The sequence below is a fragment of the Candidatus Poribacteria bacterium genome (assembly GCA_021295715.1).
Classification (GTDB): Bacteria; Poribacteria; WGA-4E; order WGA-4E; family WGA-3G; genus WGA-3G.
The window spans coordinates 1-17,396 of the sequence record JAGWBV010000025.1 but is presented as its reverse complement, the minus strand read 5'-3'; the positions used below and the strand labels follow the sequence as shown (position 1 = coordinate 17,396).

Sequence of the window (17,396 nt, the reverse complement as noted above, 5' to 3'; positions counted from 1 at the left end):
TTTTTTTTACTTTAGGAATCAACAACAAAAACGCCTACAACCATTGAGTTCTATACCGATAATCGTCACAACCAAAATGTTATAAAAGTGTAACATTTTTCGGAATTTTTCAGTTGAAACATCCCCGTCAGGCCTTACGCAGTTTTGACCATAGCACGCGCTGTGAGATGGAATTTCCCCGCCCAAAAAAAGAGAGACGGTTTGTTGACACAGACTAACAGTCTATGCTACAAAAGAGCAGCATGCGTAAGTCCTACCTGTTTCTCATTCGCTTTCAGGAGCAGGATATACTCCGCTTTCCGTGCCAGCACTTCCTGAAAAAACCGGAAACTGAATAGCTTTCGGAATTGTAAGAAAAAAGATTTGCATTTTAGGTGATTTTGTGGTGTAATTCTATCATATTCTGACGGGACGGAGGCTTCCTCTCATGGCATATAGTGATTGGACTTTAGAAACAGTAAAAAAAGCGTTTCAGTTAGAAGAAGTGAATGCCGCCGGCATTTTCGCCGAGGCAGAACCGGTCGAACCGAGCACACATCTTGCGACGACCCTGGCACGAAATGTGCCATTAGCCTTTGCGATGGGCACTGAGAAGGCAAAATCAGAACTGATCGTCTCCGCGGTTCTCGTTGAACTCTGGGAGCACTTCGACCGCGACATCAGTTTTTTTTCGGGGATTGACTTTAATGTTGATGCTGAAAACGGCTTGACCGGCGTTTGCGATTTTCTGGTAAGTCTGTCGCCTGCCCAATTCCATTTGGAGGCACCCGTCATCGTTCTGGTTGAAGCGAAAAGGGATAATTTGACAATAGGGCTTGGGCAGTGTGTCGCAGAGATGATCGCCGCCCAACGCTTTAATGCCGAAGCGGGAAACGACACTTCTTGCATCTATGGTGCCCTTACGTCAGGCATAGATTGGGTATTCCTTAAGTTGGATGGAAAGAAACTTCAACTTGACATGGCAGCCTACCAAATCGCGCAGTGCGACAAAATTCTTGGTATCCTCGCCAGTATGGTGGCGCAAAAGGCGTGAGCGTGCGTTTGGAAGCGGCGCGGTTTCAAAGCATCTTATTTTCCTTGCTTTATCGGCAACGTACTGGTATAATTAAGGGCAAAGAACGACAGAAATCAAGAGCCTCAGACGAGCCCCGAAAGTAAAAAGCAAAATAACGTCACATTCCCACGGCTCACTTGACATCTGTACGTCACAATTCGCTGGATAAAACGTCCTAATAGACGAACGTCCGTCACATTTTATGGTAGGTTTTAGAATTAATGAGACACTTTAAAGAGGCGAGGTTAGAAACCTCGCCAGCGGGTTTGTAGGTTTTCGCACCTATTGAGAGGTTACTTATTTGTCAGTTTTACAATAAATCGTAATATGGTCACACAACAAAAAATCCCAGAAAGGTTCTGGTGCGTTAAACAGATAGACATCTTCCGAGACCTGGTCTCCGAAGCAGATGCCGACGCGCTCGCACGCATAACGACGTTCGTCCAGCTAAAACACGGAGACACGCTCTCTGCCGAAGGCGTTTACCTACTGAAGGAAGGTCACATCAAGATATATCAGACTCCACCTGAAGGTGAAGCGATCACTTTAGACGTGTTGGAACCCGGCGAGTTCTTTGGGGCGGTCAAATGGGAAGATAACGACGCAGCCTCGAACGTCACCGCTGAGACATTTGCTGAGACTTCTGTTGTCGGGGTTGTTAGTGTCCAGAACTTCCAGTATTTTTTGAAACGAAAACCGCATTTAGCAATGCCGCCACAGAGAACGTTAGGAAGTCTTCTAAAGAGGTATTTACGTCAGCGTTCGGCGGAACCTGCGAATTATAATATCGTAACTACATGTCAGAAACAGCGTCGGGGACTGACGAACCCTTTCCTGAACATTGCGTTCCGAAGCCCAGCGTCGCGACTCGCACTTCTGTTACAAAACTGTGCCGAGGCACCGGAACACAGACGCACGGCGATGGGTCGCAATGCGCGGTGTGTCGGACGTAAACTCTCGACGCGGCGATTGGCACAATTAATCGGTATTTCCGTCGAGAAGATGGAAACACTTCTCAATCAGTTTAAACACCACCAGATAATAAAGAAACGGTTTCGGCAGATTCAGATACTTGATCCGTGGCAACTGAAAAAGATTGCCAACGCACGGATGGAAACGCTACCACCTCTTCAAACTCAGTCGGATTCTAACTTTCTACCAGACACGCAGCCTGCAACATCGGCGCAGGCGGATTTAAGGAACGCCGTTGATAGTTGAAACGGACGTTATTCCTCCGCAAGGTAAAATTAAAAATTTATGAGCAAGAAGAACCCTTATTTGCAGCTCGACCAGCAGATGGTCGGTGATATCTACACTTCGCGAGAAGTGATGGAAAACCTGACAGTCCTATGTGATGAATACGGTGCTCGGTTCGCCGGAACGCCGGAGGAATATGAAGCCGCAAACTTCATCGCTGCGTGTTTCAAACGTTATGGACTTCAGAATATCAAACTTGAAACATATCCCTACGCTGGCTGGACGCGTGGCACGGCGACGCTTGAGGTTATCGAACCGATTCGTCGAACACTGCACTGCATCTCGCTACCGTATTGCCCGGCTGCCGACATCACCACGGAACTTGTCTCTGTCGGATGTGGAAGCCCTGACGAGTACGCCGCGCTCGGTGATACCGCTACCGATAAACTGGTTATGGCGAAGAGTGCCTCACCGCCTGATCTCGGAAGATGGGTACATCGTAAGGAGAAGTTTGAACGTGCCGTGCTCGCGGGCGGAAGTGGATTCATTTTTGTCAGTGAACACCCGGGTGTCGGACCCGAAACGGGAAGCCTGCAAAATAACAGACGCGCGCCCATCCCCGGCATATCCGTTTGTAAAGAAGATGGCGAGTTCTTGGCACGGTTAATCGCACGAGAAAACGGAAAGGTAACACTGAAACTCCAGACAACGGACATCAATGAACCACGGACCTCGTGGAACGTCGTCGCAGATTTACCCGGTAATGAGAACGCCGAGGAGATGGTGATTGTGGGATGCCATTACGACGGACACGATATTTCACAAGGCGCGCACGACCCCGCTTCAGGAATGGTATCCGTCATAGAAGCCGCTCGTGTGCTATCTGCTTATTCCGCCGATTCGCTTAGGTGTACAATCCGTTTCATCGCTTTCGGAACGGAAGAAATTGGACTTACCGGCGCGTTCCGTTATGTCGATGCGCACGCCTCGGAGTTGGACAATATTCGGTTCATGCTCAATATGGATGCGGCAGGCGGTTCAAGTCGTAAGGGCATTGTCCTTCATCGCTGGGATGCGTTGGATGCCTTCTTTAACACTGCTCGTGAGCAGATGCACGCTGAAATGCCGGTTGGACAAAAGGTCCATTCCTACTCTGACCATTTCCCGTTTTTTCTCAAGGGTGTCCCTTCAAGCCACATGGGCGATCCAGAGGCACCACCTGGGGGTAGGGGTTTCGGTCATACCGCTTATGACACACTCGACAAGGTGGAATTGGAGAACCTACGGGCTGCGAGTGCAGTCGGCGCAAGAGTCGCACTCCGATGTGCGAATGCCGATGATTTTCCCGCCAAACGCCGAACGTCGGAAGCGGTTCAAGAGATTGTTGACACTGATCCAGGGTTAGAGGGATATCGCATCTCGCTCAAACTAACCCGCTAAGTTTCGGAACATGTCCGTCACGGCAAAAGGAATTATGCTACATTCATGTTGTCGTTATAGTCGTCCTCTCCTATTATTGTTATTGATTCTCGCGGTGATTGTGGATGGAACTTGGCACCGAGCCTATAGTGCAGAGTCCAGTAGAGAAGCGAGGTTCGGAAACCTCGCCAGCGACGCAGTCGCGGCATCGCGGCGCACCGCACTTGTTACAGCAGTGGCGAATGCGAGCCCCGCAGTCGTCAATATCAGTGCCGTCCGGAGTGTTGAAACGCGCACCTCCTTTGACGAATGGTTCTGGGGCGAAATTACCCTTCCTCGCAAACGCGCCTTGCGAGAGGTCGGTTCTGGCGTTATCGTTGATAAGAAGGGACACATCCTGACCAATCATCACGTCATTAGAGATGCCGATAAGATTACCGTCACTACCTCTGATGGACGGGAATTTGAAGCACAGATTGTCGGATATGACCTTTTCTCAGACCTTGCCCTCTTGGAGGTCGAGACAGACGGGGTATTCTTACCAGAAATACAGTGGGGAAACTCAGATTCTCTTCTGATCGGTGAATGGGTCGTTGCAATCGGAAATCCGTTCGGTTTGTCTCTCGGCGACGCGCAACCCACGGTCACAGTTGGTATCGTGAGTGCGACACGGCGCATGCTCACTGTCGAAGATTTGTATCATGAAGATCTGATTCAAACAGATGCTTCCATTAATCCTGGCAACAGCGGTGGTGCCTTGGTGAACATCCACGGCGAACTTATCGGCATAAACACCGTTATCCGTTCAACGAGTGGTGGCTCACAAGGTGTTGGTTTTGCGATTCCAGTCAATAAGGCGAGGCGGGTCGTCCATCAGATTACTGAGTACGGCAGCGTTATTCCACCTTACTTCGACTTGGAGGTACAACCTGTAACCGAAGAGTTGGCAGAAAAGTTGTCGATGTCGCGCAACACCGGGGTTTTGGTGTCAGAAATAGGGAAACGCAGCCCTCTTACTGATACGGGCATTAAACGCGGGGATGTCATTTTCGCGATTTCAGGACAACGGATAAAGGACGAACAAGACTTCAACGCACGCACGCGTTTGCTTCCACTCAATCAATCTGTTCAGTGTGAGTTCATCCGCCGTGGGAAAAGGCGACAGACCGAATTCACGCTGAAAACGCTACAATGGAATTATGCACCCCGCGGCTGGGGAATAACGCTTGCCCAACCTGATAAGGCGATGGCACAGAAATATGGGCAGCGCGGTGTTATTGTCACACACGTCGAGAAAAACAGTGGGTTAGCGGACGCACTGGAACGTGGAGATCTTATCTACCAAATTGACGATACCGCAATTCATTCGCTTGAAATTTTCAAAATTGTTGATGACCATATCCGTACCCAAAGTAGAGCACAAGTCTATTTTGAACGAGACGGGGTCTATCAAGCCGTTCCCGTCACTTTTTTTAATAGAAACAATCGGCGGAGATAAGTGTTTTATAATTAGCCCAAGTTCCTGCCTCTTGATAGATAGAGCCCTACGGGGGGCAGTTGCTTGGATATACCATATTTCTATAGACATATCACCGTAGCCCGTAATGAAATGGAGGGCGGCTCGAACACAAAAAGGAATAAAGTTCCAAACCCGCGTCCTTTATCCGCAAGGTAAATTAAAAAGATGAAATTGCAACTACCGACACTTATCGCCGTTTGTCTTGCTATCCTGCTCATTGGTGGCATTTACTTCTTCGGCAGAGACAAGCCAGAATTGGGAATCGCCGTTAATTTGGAAAGTGAGGAATTCAAGCAGCTCAGGACGCATGCCACCGATGCGTTCAACGCCGGGAAATACCAACAAGCCATTGAGCTTTACAGCGAAGCATTAAAGATGCGTCCTGAAAACGCTGAAATCTATAATGACCTTGGCACCGTCTACTACGAGCAAGGTCTGAAATATGCAGGACCGAGTTGGCCCTCGTGGGAGAAGGAGTTGAGAGAAGAATCCGTTGATGAGGCAGTCGCAGAACTCAAAGTCGCTGTCGACAAAACAGGTTCTGGTGCTATTACGTTCAAAACACGAGACGAAGCCGTCGCTGACGCGCTTGAACAAGAGGCAGAACCACTCGGCGGAGAAGTATATAGACAGCGTTGGGAAAACGAAACAACGCTTAACATTCTCATTGGACAGACAAAAATCTATATGTTGCGCGCTCGCGACCATTATATCCGTGCTTTGGATCTGAAACCTACGCATAGTGTCGCTTATCGCAACCTTGGTTCATTTTACATGAAGGTAGGCAGAACCGATAAGGCGCTTGATTATTATCAAGAGGCATACAAATTAGATCCGCGGGATGCCGAGTTGGAAGAGTATCTGAATCAGTTCAGAAAGTAAATGGCTGTTAGTCGTCAGGCATTAAAAAATTATGCATCACAAACACTGCCCAAATTGTGGGTTCTTGAATCCACTTTTCAAATTTTGCGGTGAATGTGGAACGTCCCTTGAAAGCCGCACACGTTCACGCCAAACTCCAGTAGTAGATACTGCTGTAATGGAACAAGCATTACCGCATGGGGCAGAACGTCGCCAGTTAACCGTCCTTTTCTGTGATATTGTCAACTCCACAGCATTCACTGAAAAATTGGATCCCGAAGAACTTCGAAACCTTTTAGAAGTATACCGGACATGTATTATGGAGGTGGTTTTAGCGCAAAGCGGACATATCGCTCGTTACTTTGGTGATGGTATCCTCGTTTATTTTGGTTACCCAATTGCACACGAAGACACCGCACACCGCGCCGTTCGAGCCGCTTTAGGTATCGTTGCCGCTATTGAGACCCTGAACCCGTATCTACAAGCCACCTTTGGCGTGGAAATCCGTGTCCGACTGAGTATTGATACAGGGCTTGTTGTCGTCTGGCATATATCAGCGGAAGAATCTCCAGAAGCAATTGACATCGTCGGTAAAACGCCAAATATCGCAGCGAGAATGCAAGAGTTAGCAACACCGAACAGCATTGTCATTGGCGATACAACACATCAACTGGTTGAAGGTTTTTTTACGACCGCTGCACTCGGTACTTTCCCACTTCGTGGCATTTCACAACCCGTGAATGTGTATCAAGTGTCAGGTGAAATTCCTGCTCAAAGTCGATTGGATATTGCCAGCGAAAGTGGACTAACCCCTTTGATCGGGCGGGAACACGAGGTCGAATCACTCAAGCACGGATGGGCACAGGCACTTGCATCTAAAGGACAAGCGTTGCTGATTGAAGGCGAGGCTGGCATCGGAAAGTCAAGATGTTTGCAAGTCATTCACGAATACGTTGAGGATCATCCAGATGCGGTGGCAATGGAATGCAGATGCTCCCCCTATTACCAGAACAGTCCACTCTATCCTATTCTTTCGCTGTTCCAAGAGCACGTTGTGCAGTTTTCCAGCACCGATACGGCACAAACGCGCCTTGACAAACTTGAGAGTTTACTCCGCGACTACAACATTCCGACAATAGGAAGCGATACAGCATCGCTATCTGATTCTGATAGTGAAGGACAAGAGCATGCGCCAGAGACACTACCACTTCTCGCAGAATTATTGGAAATACCTTTTGAGGTCCAACAACAAACGGTAACCGGTGTAGGCGCGCGTCCCTATGGTAGGCCGGTTGAACAGGACACATATCCATCAGGCTGGGGACGCCAACAACGCCGACAGCAAACCCTGGACGTGCTCGTTCAAGTCCTGATGAAGATGGCTGAACAAAAACCGATACTTTTTGTCGTTGAAGATCTTCACTGGATTGATCCCTCCAGTATAGAATTTCTGACGCTCTTGATTACAAGGATCGAAAATGCTCGGATCTTCGTAGTTTTGTCCTGTCGCACCGATACGCAACTTTACAGAGATGTCACCCCTACGGGGTTGCTTAAATCAGATTTCGCTTTAACTGACAATCAACAACTGACACCTAACAACCATGATAGAGAAGTGCTGGAGCAACTTCTACACCCAGAATGGGCAAATGCGCTGACGTTGACTGCCCTCACGCCTCCGCAGGTGCATGAGATGATTCAGCACGTCGCAGGAGACACAGCACTCCCATCAGAGGTGCTGACACGGATTGTCGAAATGACCGAGGGCGTTCCTCTGTTTGTTGAGGAACTCACCCAGATGATGCTTGAGGGGGATCCATTGACGTTGGCTTCTGAAGTCTCCGATGCGGTAGACCCACATTCTCAAACAATGGAAGTCCCTGTAACGCTACAGGATTTATTGACAGCGAGATTAGACGAACTCGGTGCTGCGAAAGAGATCGTCCAACTCGGGGCAACGCTTGGAAGGGAATGGACTGCAGAACTATTACACGAGATCGCATCTGGACTTGAACTGGGAAATCGTTTTTTCACCGATTTCGCCTCTCTGAAAAGTGAGTTGAACAAACTCGTAGATGCCTACATCCTCAATCGAAACCAAGCTGCTGACAACCAGCTACGCTACACGTTCCGACATCCGCTCCTGCGTGAAACAGCGTATCAATCTCTGCTCAGGAGTAGGCGACAGCAGTACCATCAACAAATTGCAGAAGTGTTGCGAGAAGGTGGCGGTTTTCAGCCGGAGTTGGTCGCATATCATTATACCGAAGCAGGTCTGCCTGAAAAAGCGGTTGACTATTGGCACCGTGCTGGACAACGCGCACTTGAGCGTTCCGCAAACGTGGAAGGTATTCGCCATATCACGCAGGGACTTGCGGCACTTGCGGAACTTTCGACTCACACGAGTACACGGAGGTTGGAATCTACTGCTCAGCAAGAATTAGAACTACAGACGATTCTTGGGAGCGCGTTGATTGCAACAAAAGGGTATGCCGCACCGGAAGTCGAGGTCGCCTATACGCGCGCAAGAGAACTCTTGGAAACCCTTGAAAGTATGGAACCGACCTTAGGAGAGGACACTGATACTTCGCTTGATCGCATAAAGGATCTCCGCTTTCCGATTCTGTTCGGATTATGGCTCTCTCATCTCGTACGCGGACGATTCCTCTCCGCACGTGAACTCGGTGAACAGTGCTTTGTAATTGCCAAGCAAGCCGGAGATGAAGCTTTTGAGGTCGAGGCACACCGAGCCCTTGGCGCGACACTTTACTATTTAAGTGAATTCAGAGATGCCTTGGCACATCTTGAGGCAGGAATTGAACTCTATCAACCGCAGCAACACCCGGTTCCTACATTTCTACACTTCGTAGCGGATCCTGGGACGACACTACTCGCTTATTCTGCACCGCTGTTATGGTGCCTTGGCTACCCTCTGCAGGCGGAAGAACGACTTGCCGAAGCCGCAAAGATTGGGGAGGATAGAAACCATCCTTTTAGTGACGCTGTATTGCTCCATTTTAAGGCTGTGCTCTATCAACATGAAGATGAAGTAGAGAAAGTGAAGACCACCGCATCGCAGATGTTACAGATATGTCAAGAACACGGATTTTCCCTTTGGGAAGCCGCCGCAACGGTGATGAAGGGCTGGGCACTCACAGAGCTGAATCACTCTGAAGAAGGCATCTCGATGATACGTAAGGGAATTGCGGCATGGGAAAAGACAAGAGCTGAATTACAACTGCCACTCTTTCTCACACTCCTCGCACAAGCATATCAACGCGCAGGACAGTATACATTAGCCTTACAAACACTTGATTCGGCATTGAGTGTCGTCACACGAACGGGCGAGCGTGCCTATGATGCAGAACTCACCCGGCGGAAAGGCGAACTTTGCCTCGTTCTTGGTAAAGCAACTGAAACAGTTGGCAAGAAGGATACGACTTCTACTATCACAAAGGCTGAATCCTATTTTCAGGAGGCATTAGCGATCGCGCGCCGACAAGGTGCAAAATCTTGGGAACTCCGAGCCGCTCTCAGTTTGAGCAAATTATGGTGGACACAAGATCGCTATCGGGAGGCATACAATTTACTGAGACCGATATATCTATGGTTTTCGGAAGGTTTTGATACGAAAGACCTCCAACAGGCGAAACAGCTGTTAGAGACGCTGCAGGAAACCACAAAGTAGCTGCGTTTGCAACGATGAACCAAAACGGTAGCCTGCAACAATACGCATAAATACCCTATCAAAAACACGCAGGCGGATTAGAGGAACGCACGCAAAAGTCCTAACGTCCGTTGTTCCTCCGCAAGGAAAATTAAAAACATGAGACTTGGTGTTGTTGGACTCTGTGGGGACTTTTGCACCCTCACATCGGATGAGATCGCAAAAATCAAAGCGTTAGCGTTTACCGGTTTAAGTTTCCATTTCCGCAGTGCGGAGATCCCATCTGTACCGCCGGCTGCTATCCCCCGCTGTGTGCAAATGTTAGAAACCGCGGAACTTGACCTTGTGCAATTCGGCATAACTTACGAAGAGTGCCTTTTTCATCCAGATGCCGATATCCGAAAATCAGGTATCGCCAGCGTCCAACGCGGCATGCCGACGGCTGCTTCTCTCAACGCGCAGCATTATTTATTTCGTGCGGGTAGTCTTAATCCCGATGGTGCTTGGACATCTCATCGAGATAACCATCTGCCAGCAGCGATGGAGCGTCTGATTGACACTTTGAAACCCATCGCAGAACATGCGGAACACCACGAGCTGACCCTTGTTATGGAAACGCATGCCGTTTCAATTATGGATTCCCCTGAAACGTGTCGGGAAGTCGTGGATCGTGTCGGTTCTGAGAGGCTTCGTATCGTCATGGATTTCGTCAATCATTTTCAAACACTCCGACAGGTCTATGAGAGCGAAACACGGCTTAACCACATTTTTGACATCATGGGACCGATCGCACCGATGGCGCATATCAAAGACATCAGCGTGGAGAACGGTTTGGTACTCCATCTCAATGAGGAGGTCCCCGGTGAGGGTGAATTAGCACTTGGTGTGGCGTTAAAGCGTTTCGAGGCACTTTATCCGGATGGCTACGGATTGATAGAACATCTCCCCGCGGAGAAAATCCCACTCGCGAACACGAATGTTCGGCAAATTGCCGCCGAAAACGGCGTTCGTATTTATTAAGGGTTGTCAGTTGTCAGGCATCGGTTTTAACCATCAACTCGTGCTTTAACATTTATAACGGAGTGTTTTTGCTTGGGTGTTTCTTCAAGTTGATGGTTAAGGTTAAGAGGTTTTCTTCAACCCTATCCCGCTGATAATGGGGCTTAGGGGTCAAATCTCTGTAAAAAAAATGGAGTCTTGATGATGAAAAACTTTCTAAATACATTCATATTCCTCTCTCCACCGCGTAGGGGCGAAATCTCTGTAGGGAAAATAGCCTGCTTAATTCTTGTTTCGATCTTTTTCATACTTCTGCACTCAGCGTTCGGACAAGAATCCAATGTCGTTGAGGAGGTACAAAAACAGGCGCGGAGTTGGTGGTCAAACACACAGGTCTACGTCGGTGTCATCCTTCTTGTTTTTATCATCAGTAGCGTTGGATATATAATCAGGCTTTTTAAAAAGGACAAACTTCTTAAGAAGCTCCTGAATAAGTACGTTGTTTTTCAGATGAAAGACGGCAGGCGGTACCGAGGCACCATGCGGCTGGAATTCACAGGCATGGAGATTATTTCTGAGGAATCCCGACAACGCGGGCATGCCCCGAGTTATATTTTTACCAATGAAGAACGTGATGAAGGGATTGTCGCCTACATCCGTTACCATGATTCGATGAATGAGCGTGAACTTAGAGAACGCGCGTGGGAGCTTGAGCGCATCTACCATCCGCCTCTCATCTACAAAATTGGGCGAAAAATTCGGAACATGTTCATTGCTCTCAACGAGGCGTTGAAGGAAGCCATTAGCATGGCATGGAGCAGTTTCACAAGAGGGGCGAACAAGCGGTTAGAGCGGTACACTGAGGCTTATGAAGCGGGTGGCGGCGATTTGGAAAAAAGGATCGGCAGCTTGGAAGAAGAATCTACAAGCTACCTGGAGCAGGAGAGTTATGAACGTTTAATCGAACGCTTGATTGGGACACGTGTCAAAGTTCGAATTCGTTTCGGTGAACATACTGCTGAGTACACGGCTATCCTCAAAGACTACAATAATAAACATATTGCGCTCATGGATGTAAAAGATAAGGACAACAACGGGTATGCAGACGAATGGGAATATGAACATGAATTTAAGAAGGATCTCGCGCAACTCAACCGTCGGGACGACCGCGGCTTGCGATGCCGTGCAGTAGGCAATGAAATCATCTTTGAAAACAATACACCCTATACCATCCAACTCGGACGCATTCGGTTGACAGAGGACTCACCGAAATGGGAAAAAGATTATGAGTATAAATACCATATCGGTGCCTTCAGTGTTCAAAGACTTGAAGTAAATCCTGTCATCAAACATAATGTAGAGCCGTTCGAGCGCGTCGCTGTTCGAGACACGCGCGCCATAAACAATTACAAGAAAATTTGGTTCAAGTTTCGCTCCTTCCGCGACGCGGATATCGTTTTCCCGCGCCGCTACTGCACAATTGTTGAAAGCGCAGAAAAATATCAGCCTGAACTTTTCAGTCTTACCGGTTTAACAGATACTATTTTAGACATGCGTGATACAGAGAACATCGCTATTACAGACAAAGATGGCAATGCTATCCACGGTATAAACGTTGTTCACGGGTATGTGACAAATATCAATGAAGAACGTATTGATCTAAAGGCAATTGACGTGAGTTATAGCCGAAGATGGGACGTTGAAAGTGCATTTCTCCGTCTTGATAACAAACTCCGTCATGGATTCCCTATCTACAAGCGGCTTCTCCCCATAAATCGCGCCCGGATTACAGCGCACGCTTCCCTTATTGAGCAGATACACAGCAACCCAATTCGGCACGCCGCGTTAGCACCGATTGTTTATCCGCAACCACGTAACCTCAACACGGCGGAGCAGCGAACACGTAAGCGAAAACGGATGCGGAATCGAATTGTGAGGGGCATAAATGCTGCAATTTGGAAATCAGGAAACGGGCTTTCCAGAATGCCTGATGTAAAACGTTCGGAAGTACAAATCGCGATGCCCTTTAAACTCATGGCACTGACTGGGAATACATCTTCTGTCGAGTTTCCAGTCCTTGAACGTTTTGAATACGTTCAGGATCACCACATGATTTACAACGCTGTTCAAAATTTGCGAACCGATCGGTTGGCAAAGACTGATATTTTATGGATTGGCAACGGTGAGATTTACAAATCCGGCTATCGATTAAACATAGATACTGAACATCGAATTAAAAATTTCGTCAGCCAAGGCGGGATCGTCATCGTTTCTGGACAAGATGTCAAAGCCAGTACCAAACAGCGCCGCGGCACAGGTTGGATTCCAGAACCTCTGACCGGCGTTGAATGTGAAGAGACTTATGAACTCTCACCCACACTCCAAGGGAAACGCTCACGTATTTTCCAATATCCGAATCCGATTAATGGGAATCATACCGAGGCAGAGATGCAAGATCAGTCTTTTGTTCGACTGGATGATATGTGGTTGGATCCTCTTGGAAAATGGACATCTCTCGCGAAAATTCACACATCTGCTACCGGGGTTCCAAAGAACGGATCTGAAAATGCCTCCGCGCTTTTACTCCTACCTTTTCAGAAAGGGTTATACATTGTCACCAGCTTGAGAAACGAGACGGAAGCAGATGTCCAAGTCAACGATAAAATTATGGAAAACCTACTCCATTTTTCCGTTAAATGGCTTGATCGGCAACGTCCGACTGCTTAGCGCTGCTGCCCCCAGTAACACATCATTGAACGCCTCATTGTCTTCCGTAATAACCAACGCAATCGCTAAAACGACTATCGGCAGTCCCCAGTTATCTACAAATCTTACTAATTTCTGTTCGTCCTTCTGTGTTGTGACAATCAGATCTGCTCCTGCTTCCTGAAAAGCCGTGTATATCTGCTGCTTGTCGATTTCCGTATAGACATAGTGGTCGGGAAATGCCAGTAGTTCCACACTCGCAACTGAGCATCGGATGAGGGTCGCAACAAATGCGTCCGGATTTCCAATCCCACAAACTGCGAGAACCCGTTTTCCCTTGAGTTCTTTAATATCAAAAGTGTGGCTATCAGCCATCGGGGGTCGGCTTTCAGAGGTATGGCTATCGGCGTTTGGATGAAGGATCTTCGGATTGGAAGATTGGGCATCCATCCTTCCATCCCTCCTGCCTTCCCTTCCAGTCTCTTGCCGAGGGCTGACTGCCGAGGGCTGACTGCTATTCCGCTGATTGCTGATGGCTAACGGATAGAAATGTGTCGGTTGGTGAATGCTTTCCAAGACAGGCGCGTTCGGTGCCAATCTTTTCACTACTTTTTTCGCCTGTGCGGATACATTAGGTGTGTTTGCATGTGTCAGTAAGATGAGGTCTGCGCGTCGTAGGGCGGGGGGTGGCTCACGTAAGGTTCCCGCGGGTAGCAATTTCTCTGGATTTCCGATGGGATGTGTCGCAGGAATAGTGAGAATATCGACATCGCGGGCAAGCTGCCGATGCTGGAAACCATCATCTAAGAGCAAGACATCTACGTTGAAACATTCAAGTGCGACCTGACCTGCCTGATAGCGACATTTACCTACAATAATCGGAATGCCGCTGAGGCATCTCGCCATCATATACGCTTCGTCGCCGCTTTCTATAGCGGAAGCACACACTTTTTCGCCGTCTGAGACGATTGTCACTTTTTCGCGAACAGGACGTTTATACCCACGCAACAGAATCGCGACGCGCATTCCCTCGCTCTGGAGATGTTTCGCAATCGCGATAACAGCGGGGGTTTTACCTGTCCCACCGACAACAATGTTACCGACACTAATGACTCGGCAGGGCAATTTGCGTGCTTTAAGCACATCGCATGTATAGAAGATATTCCGGAGTTGGACGCTTACGGTGTAGAGCCAACTCAATGGAACTAATAAAAAGCGTAGAGGCGTGGCGAGAATTCTCTGCTGTAGCGATCGAAGATCGCGGGTGTGTGTGAGTTTCATAGTGAATAAAGTTTGCAAGTGTACTAAAGTTGCGAAATCTGTAAAGTTGAAAGATGATTTCCTAACAACTTTAGGCACTTTAGACCACTTTACAGACTTTTTGCAGCATCTAACACTAATTCCGCCGTGCGCTCAGCTGCACCAGCAGTGCCGAGTTGTGCGTGTACCCTTTGGAGTGCATCCCGTTGTGTCTCCCGTTTCTGCGAATCCTGCAAAAAATCAAGAGCCATTTCCGTCAAAGTGGTCGGTGTCAGTTCTGTCTGCAGGAGTTCTGGAACAATGTCTCGTCCTGCGATGAGGTTAGGAAGTCCGCTTCGTTCCAAGGGAGTCAACGACCTGACGACGTGCCAGTTAAGTGATGCGGTCCGAAAGACGATAATCATCGGTGTGCCGATACATGCCGCCTCGAGTGTCGCTGTGCCAGAGGTAACCAGCAACAGGGAGGAAGCACGCATTGCCGGATAAGTTGCATCTTCTACAATTTTGATGGGTGGAACCTGCAGTCCTGACAAATTTTGCTCTTGCTGGTACTTCGCAATGAGTTCGTGTGAAATCCCTGGTGCTAACGGGAGGACCCATTGGGCGCTTGGATAGACCTGAGCGATGTTCGCCGCTGCACTTAGCATGACCGGCAAAATGTGTCGAATTTCCGAACGGCGGCTCCCCGGCATCAATCCGATAACAGGATCGGAGGTCCCGCGATCACGATCATCGTGATGGCGTGCCTCCGCCGTAATCTCAGTGTCTTGTGTTTCACATAGATTGAGATGCTCGCGTGCGGCTTGTGTGGTGAGGGATGTCTGTGCAAAATCAACAAGTGGATGCCCAACAAATTCGGCATTTGCACCCGCGTTTCGGTAAAATTCTGCTTCAAATGGGAAGATCGCGGCAACAACGTTAGCCCATTTTGCCAACTTCCGTGCCCGGTTTTCACGCCACGCCCACGCTTTTGGGGGAATGTAATACACAACAGGAACACCGTGTTTCCGGGCGAACTGAGCTAACGGCATATTAAACTCTGCAAAGTCCACGAGGAGAAGAACATCGGGGCGTTCCTCACGGATACGCCGTTTCAGATGCGCTTGTTTCCGAAGGAACATCGGCAGGACAGTGATAACATCCGCGAAGCCCATCACAGCAGAATCTCGGATATGAAAATCGAGTGTGACCGATGCTTCTTCCATCTGGTCGCCGCCCATGCCGAAGAGTGTTATATCGGGACAAAGTGTTGTGAGTTGGCGTGCAACGTGAGAAGCGTGTAAGTCACCAGAGGGTTCTCCAGCAACAATCATAATCTTCGGCATAACGACTATCGGTCCTCGGAACTATCAGAACAGAGGTTGTGGGAGGCGATTGTAACCCAAATTTCACGCTTTTGTGACTGCCTGCCGACAGCTGACGGCTAAGCACCTTCAGTCCGTCAGTTTCTTTGAAACCGAACATCAGATTGAGATTCTGTACAACGGCTCCTGCTGCGCCTTTACCGAGGTTATCAATTGCTGCCATTGCGACGATACGACGTGTCCGCGCATCCACTTCAAGTCCAACATCGCAATAGTTGCTACCAAGGACAGCCTTCGTTTGCGGATATGTACCGGTTGGAAGCACCCGAACGAACGGTTCATTCTCATAGAACTGTGCGTACATATCGAGGGCTTCTGCTGTGGAGATTTCCTCTGTGAGACGCATATAAACAGTGCTAAGGATACCGCGGGTCATCGGGACAAGGTGTGGTGTGAACGTCACGCGAACCGGTTCAGATGCGACGGCACTCAACTCCTGTTCAATTTCTGGTGTATGTTGATGCACACCAACTTTGTAAGCGACAAAATTGGACTCTCGATTCGGGTAGTGTGTATTTTCACTCGGTTTCGGACCGGCACCAGAAATGCCCGATTTCGAGTCAATGATGATAGAGTCCAATTCCACCCCGCCATGTGCCACTAACGGCAGAGCCGCGAGTATAGCACTCATTGGGTAACATCCAGGATTCGCGACGAGTTGGGCGGTGCGAATGCAATCGCGGTAACGCTCCGGTAGCCCATATACTGCTTGTGGCATCAGTGATGCGCTCGTATGTTCGGCGTGATACCAGGCTTCGTAGGTTTCGGCATCCTCAAACCGATAATCTCCACTGAAATCCACGACGCGTAAACCTTGTGCCAAAATCTGTGGCACGAAAGACATCGCTACTCTGTGTGGCACGGCGAGCACAACGGCATCTACTCTCTCTTTGAGGGAGTCGAGATCTAAGGCTTCAAATTTGGACGATAGAAACCCGCGAAGGTTGGGTAGAACACTGTCAATACATTGGCCTGCATAGGTCTCGGACGTGCAGAGTGTAATATCAAGTTCCCCAGGGTGGTTGACAAGAAAGCGTAACAATTCACTACCACCATACCCCGATGCACCAATAATTCCAAGTTTCATCATTTAGTCTCACTCTATATTTTTTATGAAGGTGTTAATTTTCTATAGGAATTTTAGCACATCTTGAGCGAAATGTCAAATTATTGCAGGGGCACGCCCAGAGCCATTCAATTCGCGCGAGGCGTTTTTGTGGGGGGGCTTTATAAGCCCGATTTGCATCCAAAGAAATAAATTGACAGACCACTGTATACGCGATATAATAGCCATCGGTTATCGGCTATCGGCTGTCAGTCAAAAGATATTTAGGGCATGAAAAAATAGTG

General features: G+C 48.6%; 11 protein-coding genes. 8 read left to right on the top strand and 3 right to left on the bottom strand.

Features of this window, described 5'->3' with window-relative positions:
* Nucleotides 1-427 precede the first annotated feature (427 nt).
* From J4G07_08440 to J4G07_08405, 8 genes are all read left to right on the top strand, one after another.
* Entirely contained in the window at nucleotides 428-1,033 is a 606-nt protein-coding gene (locus J4G07_08440; protein ID MCE2414018.1) for a hypothetical protein, read from the top strand.
* A gap of 348 nt (nucleotides 1,034-1,381) precedes the next feature.
* On the top strand, nucleotides 1,382-2,272 hold the full coding sequence (locus J4G07_08435) for a Crp/Fnr family transcriptional regulator (GenBank protein MCE2414017.1): 891 nt from the start codon (nucleotides 1,382-1,384) through the stop codon (nucleotides 2,270-2,272).
* Nucleotides 2,273-2,311: 39 nt separating this feature from the next.
* Complete coding sequence (locus J4G07_08430; GenBank protein MCE2414016.1) at nucleotides 2,312-3,691, top strand: M28 family peptidase; 1,380 nt, start codon at nucleotides 2,312-2,314, stop codon at nucleotides 3,689-3,691.
* A 34-nt stretch (nucleotides 3,692-3,725) separates the two neighbouring features.
* Nucleotides 3,726-5,168, top strand: a complete 1,443-nt coding sequence (locus J4G07_08425) for a trypsin-like peptidase domain-containing protein (protein ID MCE2414015.1) — start codon at nucleotides 3,726-3,728, stop codon at nucleotides 5,166-5,168.
* Between the two features lie 186 nt (nucleotides 5,169-5,354).
* Complete coding sequence (locus J4G07_08420) at nucleotides 5,355-6,071, top strand: tetratricopeptide repeat protein (GenBank protein MCE2414014.1); 717 nt, start codon at nucleotides 5,355-5,357, stop codon at nucleotides 6,069-6,071.
* Between the two features lie 157 nt (nucleotides 6,072-6,228).
* Nucleotides 6,229-9,738 (top strand): AAA family ATPase, encoded by a 3,510-nt coding sequence (locus J4G07_08415; protein ID MCE2414013.1) that lies wholly within the window; start codon nucleotides 6,229-6,231, stop codon nucleotides 9,736-9,738.
* Between the two features lie 138 nt (nucleotides 9,739-9,876).
* Complete coding sequence (locus tag J4G07_08410; GenBank protein MCE2414012.1) at nucleotides 9,877-10,737, top strand: sugar phosphate isomerase/epimerase; 861 nt, start codon at nucleotides 9,877-9,879, stop codon at nucleotides 10,735-10,737.
* 180 nt (nucleotides 10,738-10,917) lie between these two features.
* Nucleotides 10,918-13,443 (top strand): hypothetical protein, encoded by a 2,526-nt coding sequence (locus J4G07_08405; protein MCE2414011.1) that lies wholly within the window; start codon nucleotides 10,918-10,920, stop codon nucleotides 13,441-13,443.
* On the opposite strand, the gene lpxK is transcribed toward J4G07_08405, so the two are convergent.
* The 3 genes from lpxK to argC all read right to left on the bottom strand — a co-directional run bounded on the left by lpxK (nucleotide 13,393) and on the right by argC (nucleotide 17,136).
* Nucleotides 13,393-14,703, bottom strand: coding sequence for a tetraacyldisaccharide 4'-kinase (gene lpxK, locus J4G07_08400; GenBank protein ID MCE2414010.1), 1,311 nt, complete (start codon nucleotides 14,701-14,703; stop codon nucleotides 13,393-13,395). The genes J4G07_08405 and lpxK overlap by 51 nt on opposite strands.
* 89 nt (nucleotides 14,704-14,792) lie before the next feature.
* Nucleotides 14,793-16,007 carry a lipid-A-disaccharide synthase gene (gene lpxB / locus J4G07_08395; GenBank protein ID MCE2414009.1) on the bottom strand — a complete coding sequence of 405 codons (1,215 nt, stop codon included), beginning with the start codon at nucleotides 16,005-16,007 and terminating at the stop codon, nucleotides 14,793-14,795.
* Nucleotides 15,967-17,136, bottom strand: coding sequence for an N-acetyl-gamma-glutamyl-phosphate reductase (argC, locus tag J4G07_08390; protein ID MCE2414008.1), 1,170 nt, complete (start codon nucleotides 17,134-17,136; stop codon nucleotides 15,967-15,969). The genes lpxB and argC overlap by 41 nt, the downstream gene beginning before the upstream one ends.
* Between the last annotated feature and the right edge of the window lie 260 nt (nucleotides 17,137-17,396).

Coding starts and splice junctions, on each gene's coding strand:
- J4G07_08415 (MCE2414013.1), top strand. CDS start 6,229: ATGGAACAAGCATTACCGCATGGGGCAGAACGTCGCCAGTTAACCGTC.
- lpxB (MCE2414009.1), bottom strand. CDS start 16,007: ATGCCGAAGATTATGATTGTTGCTGGAGAACCCTCTGGTGACTTACAC.
- J4G07_08410 (MCE2414012.1), top strand. CDS start 9,877: ATGAGACTTGGTGTTGTTGGACTCTGTGGGGACTTTTGCACCCTCACA.
- J4G07_08430 (MCE2414016.1), top strand. CDS start 2,312: ATGAGCAAGAAGAACCCTTATTTGCAGCTCGACCAGCAGATGGTCGGT.
- J4G07_08425 (MCE2414015.1), top strand. CDS start 3,726: ATGCTACATTCATGTTGTCGTTATAGTCGTCCTCTCCTATTATTGTTA.
- J4G07_08405 (MCE2414011.1), top strand. CDS start 10,918: ATGATGAAAAACTTTCTAAATACATTCATATTCCTCTCTCCACCGCGT.
- J4G07_08440 (MCE2414018.1), top strand. CDS start 428: ATGGCATATAGTGATTGGACTTTAGAAACAGTAAAAAAAGCGTTTCAG.
- lpxK (MCE2414010.1), bottom strand. CDS start 14,703: ATGAAACTCACACACACCCGCGATCTTCGATCGCTACAGCAGAGAATT.
- J4G07_08435 (MCE2414017.1), top strand. CDS start 1,382: ATGGTCACACAACAAAAAATCCCAGAAAGGTTCTGGTGCGTTAAACAG.
- J4G07_08420 (MCE2414014.1), top strand. CDS start 5,355: ATGAAATTGCAACTACCGACACTTATCGCCGTTTGTCTTGCTATCCTG.
- argC (MCE2414008.1), bottom strand. CDS start 17,136: ATGATGAAACTTGGAATTATTGGTGCATCGGGGTATGGTGGTAGTGAA.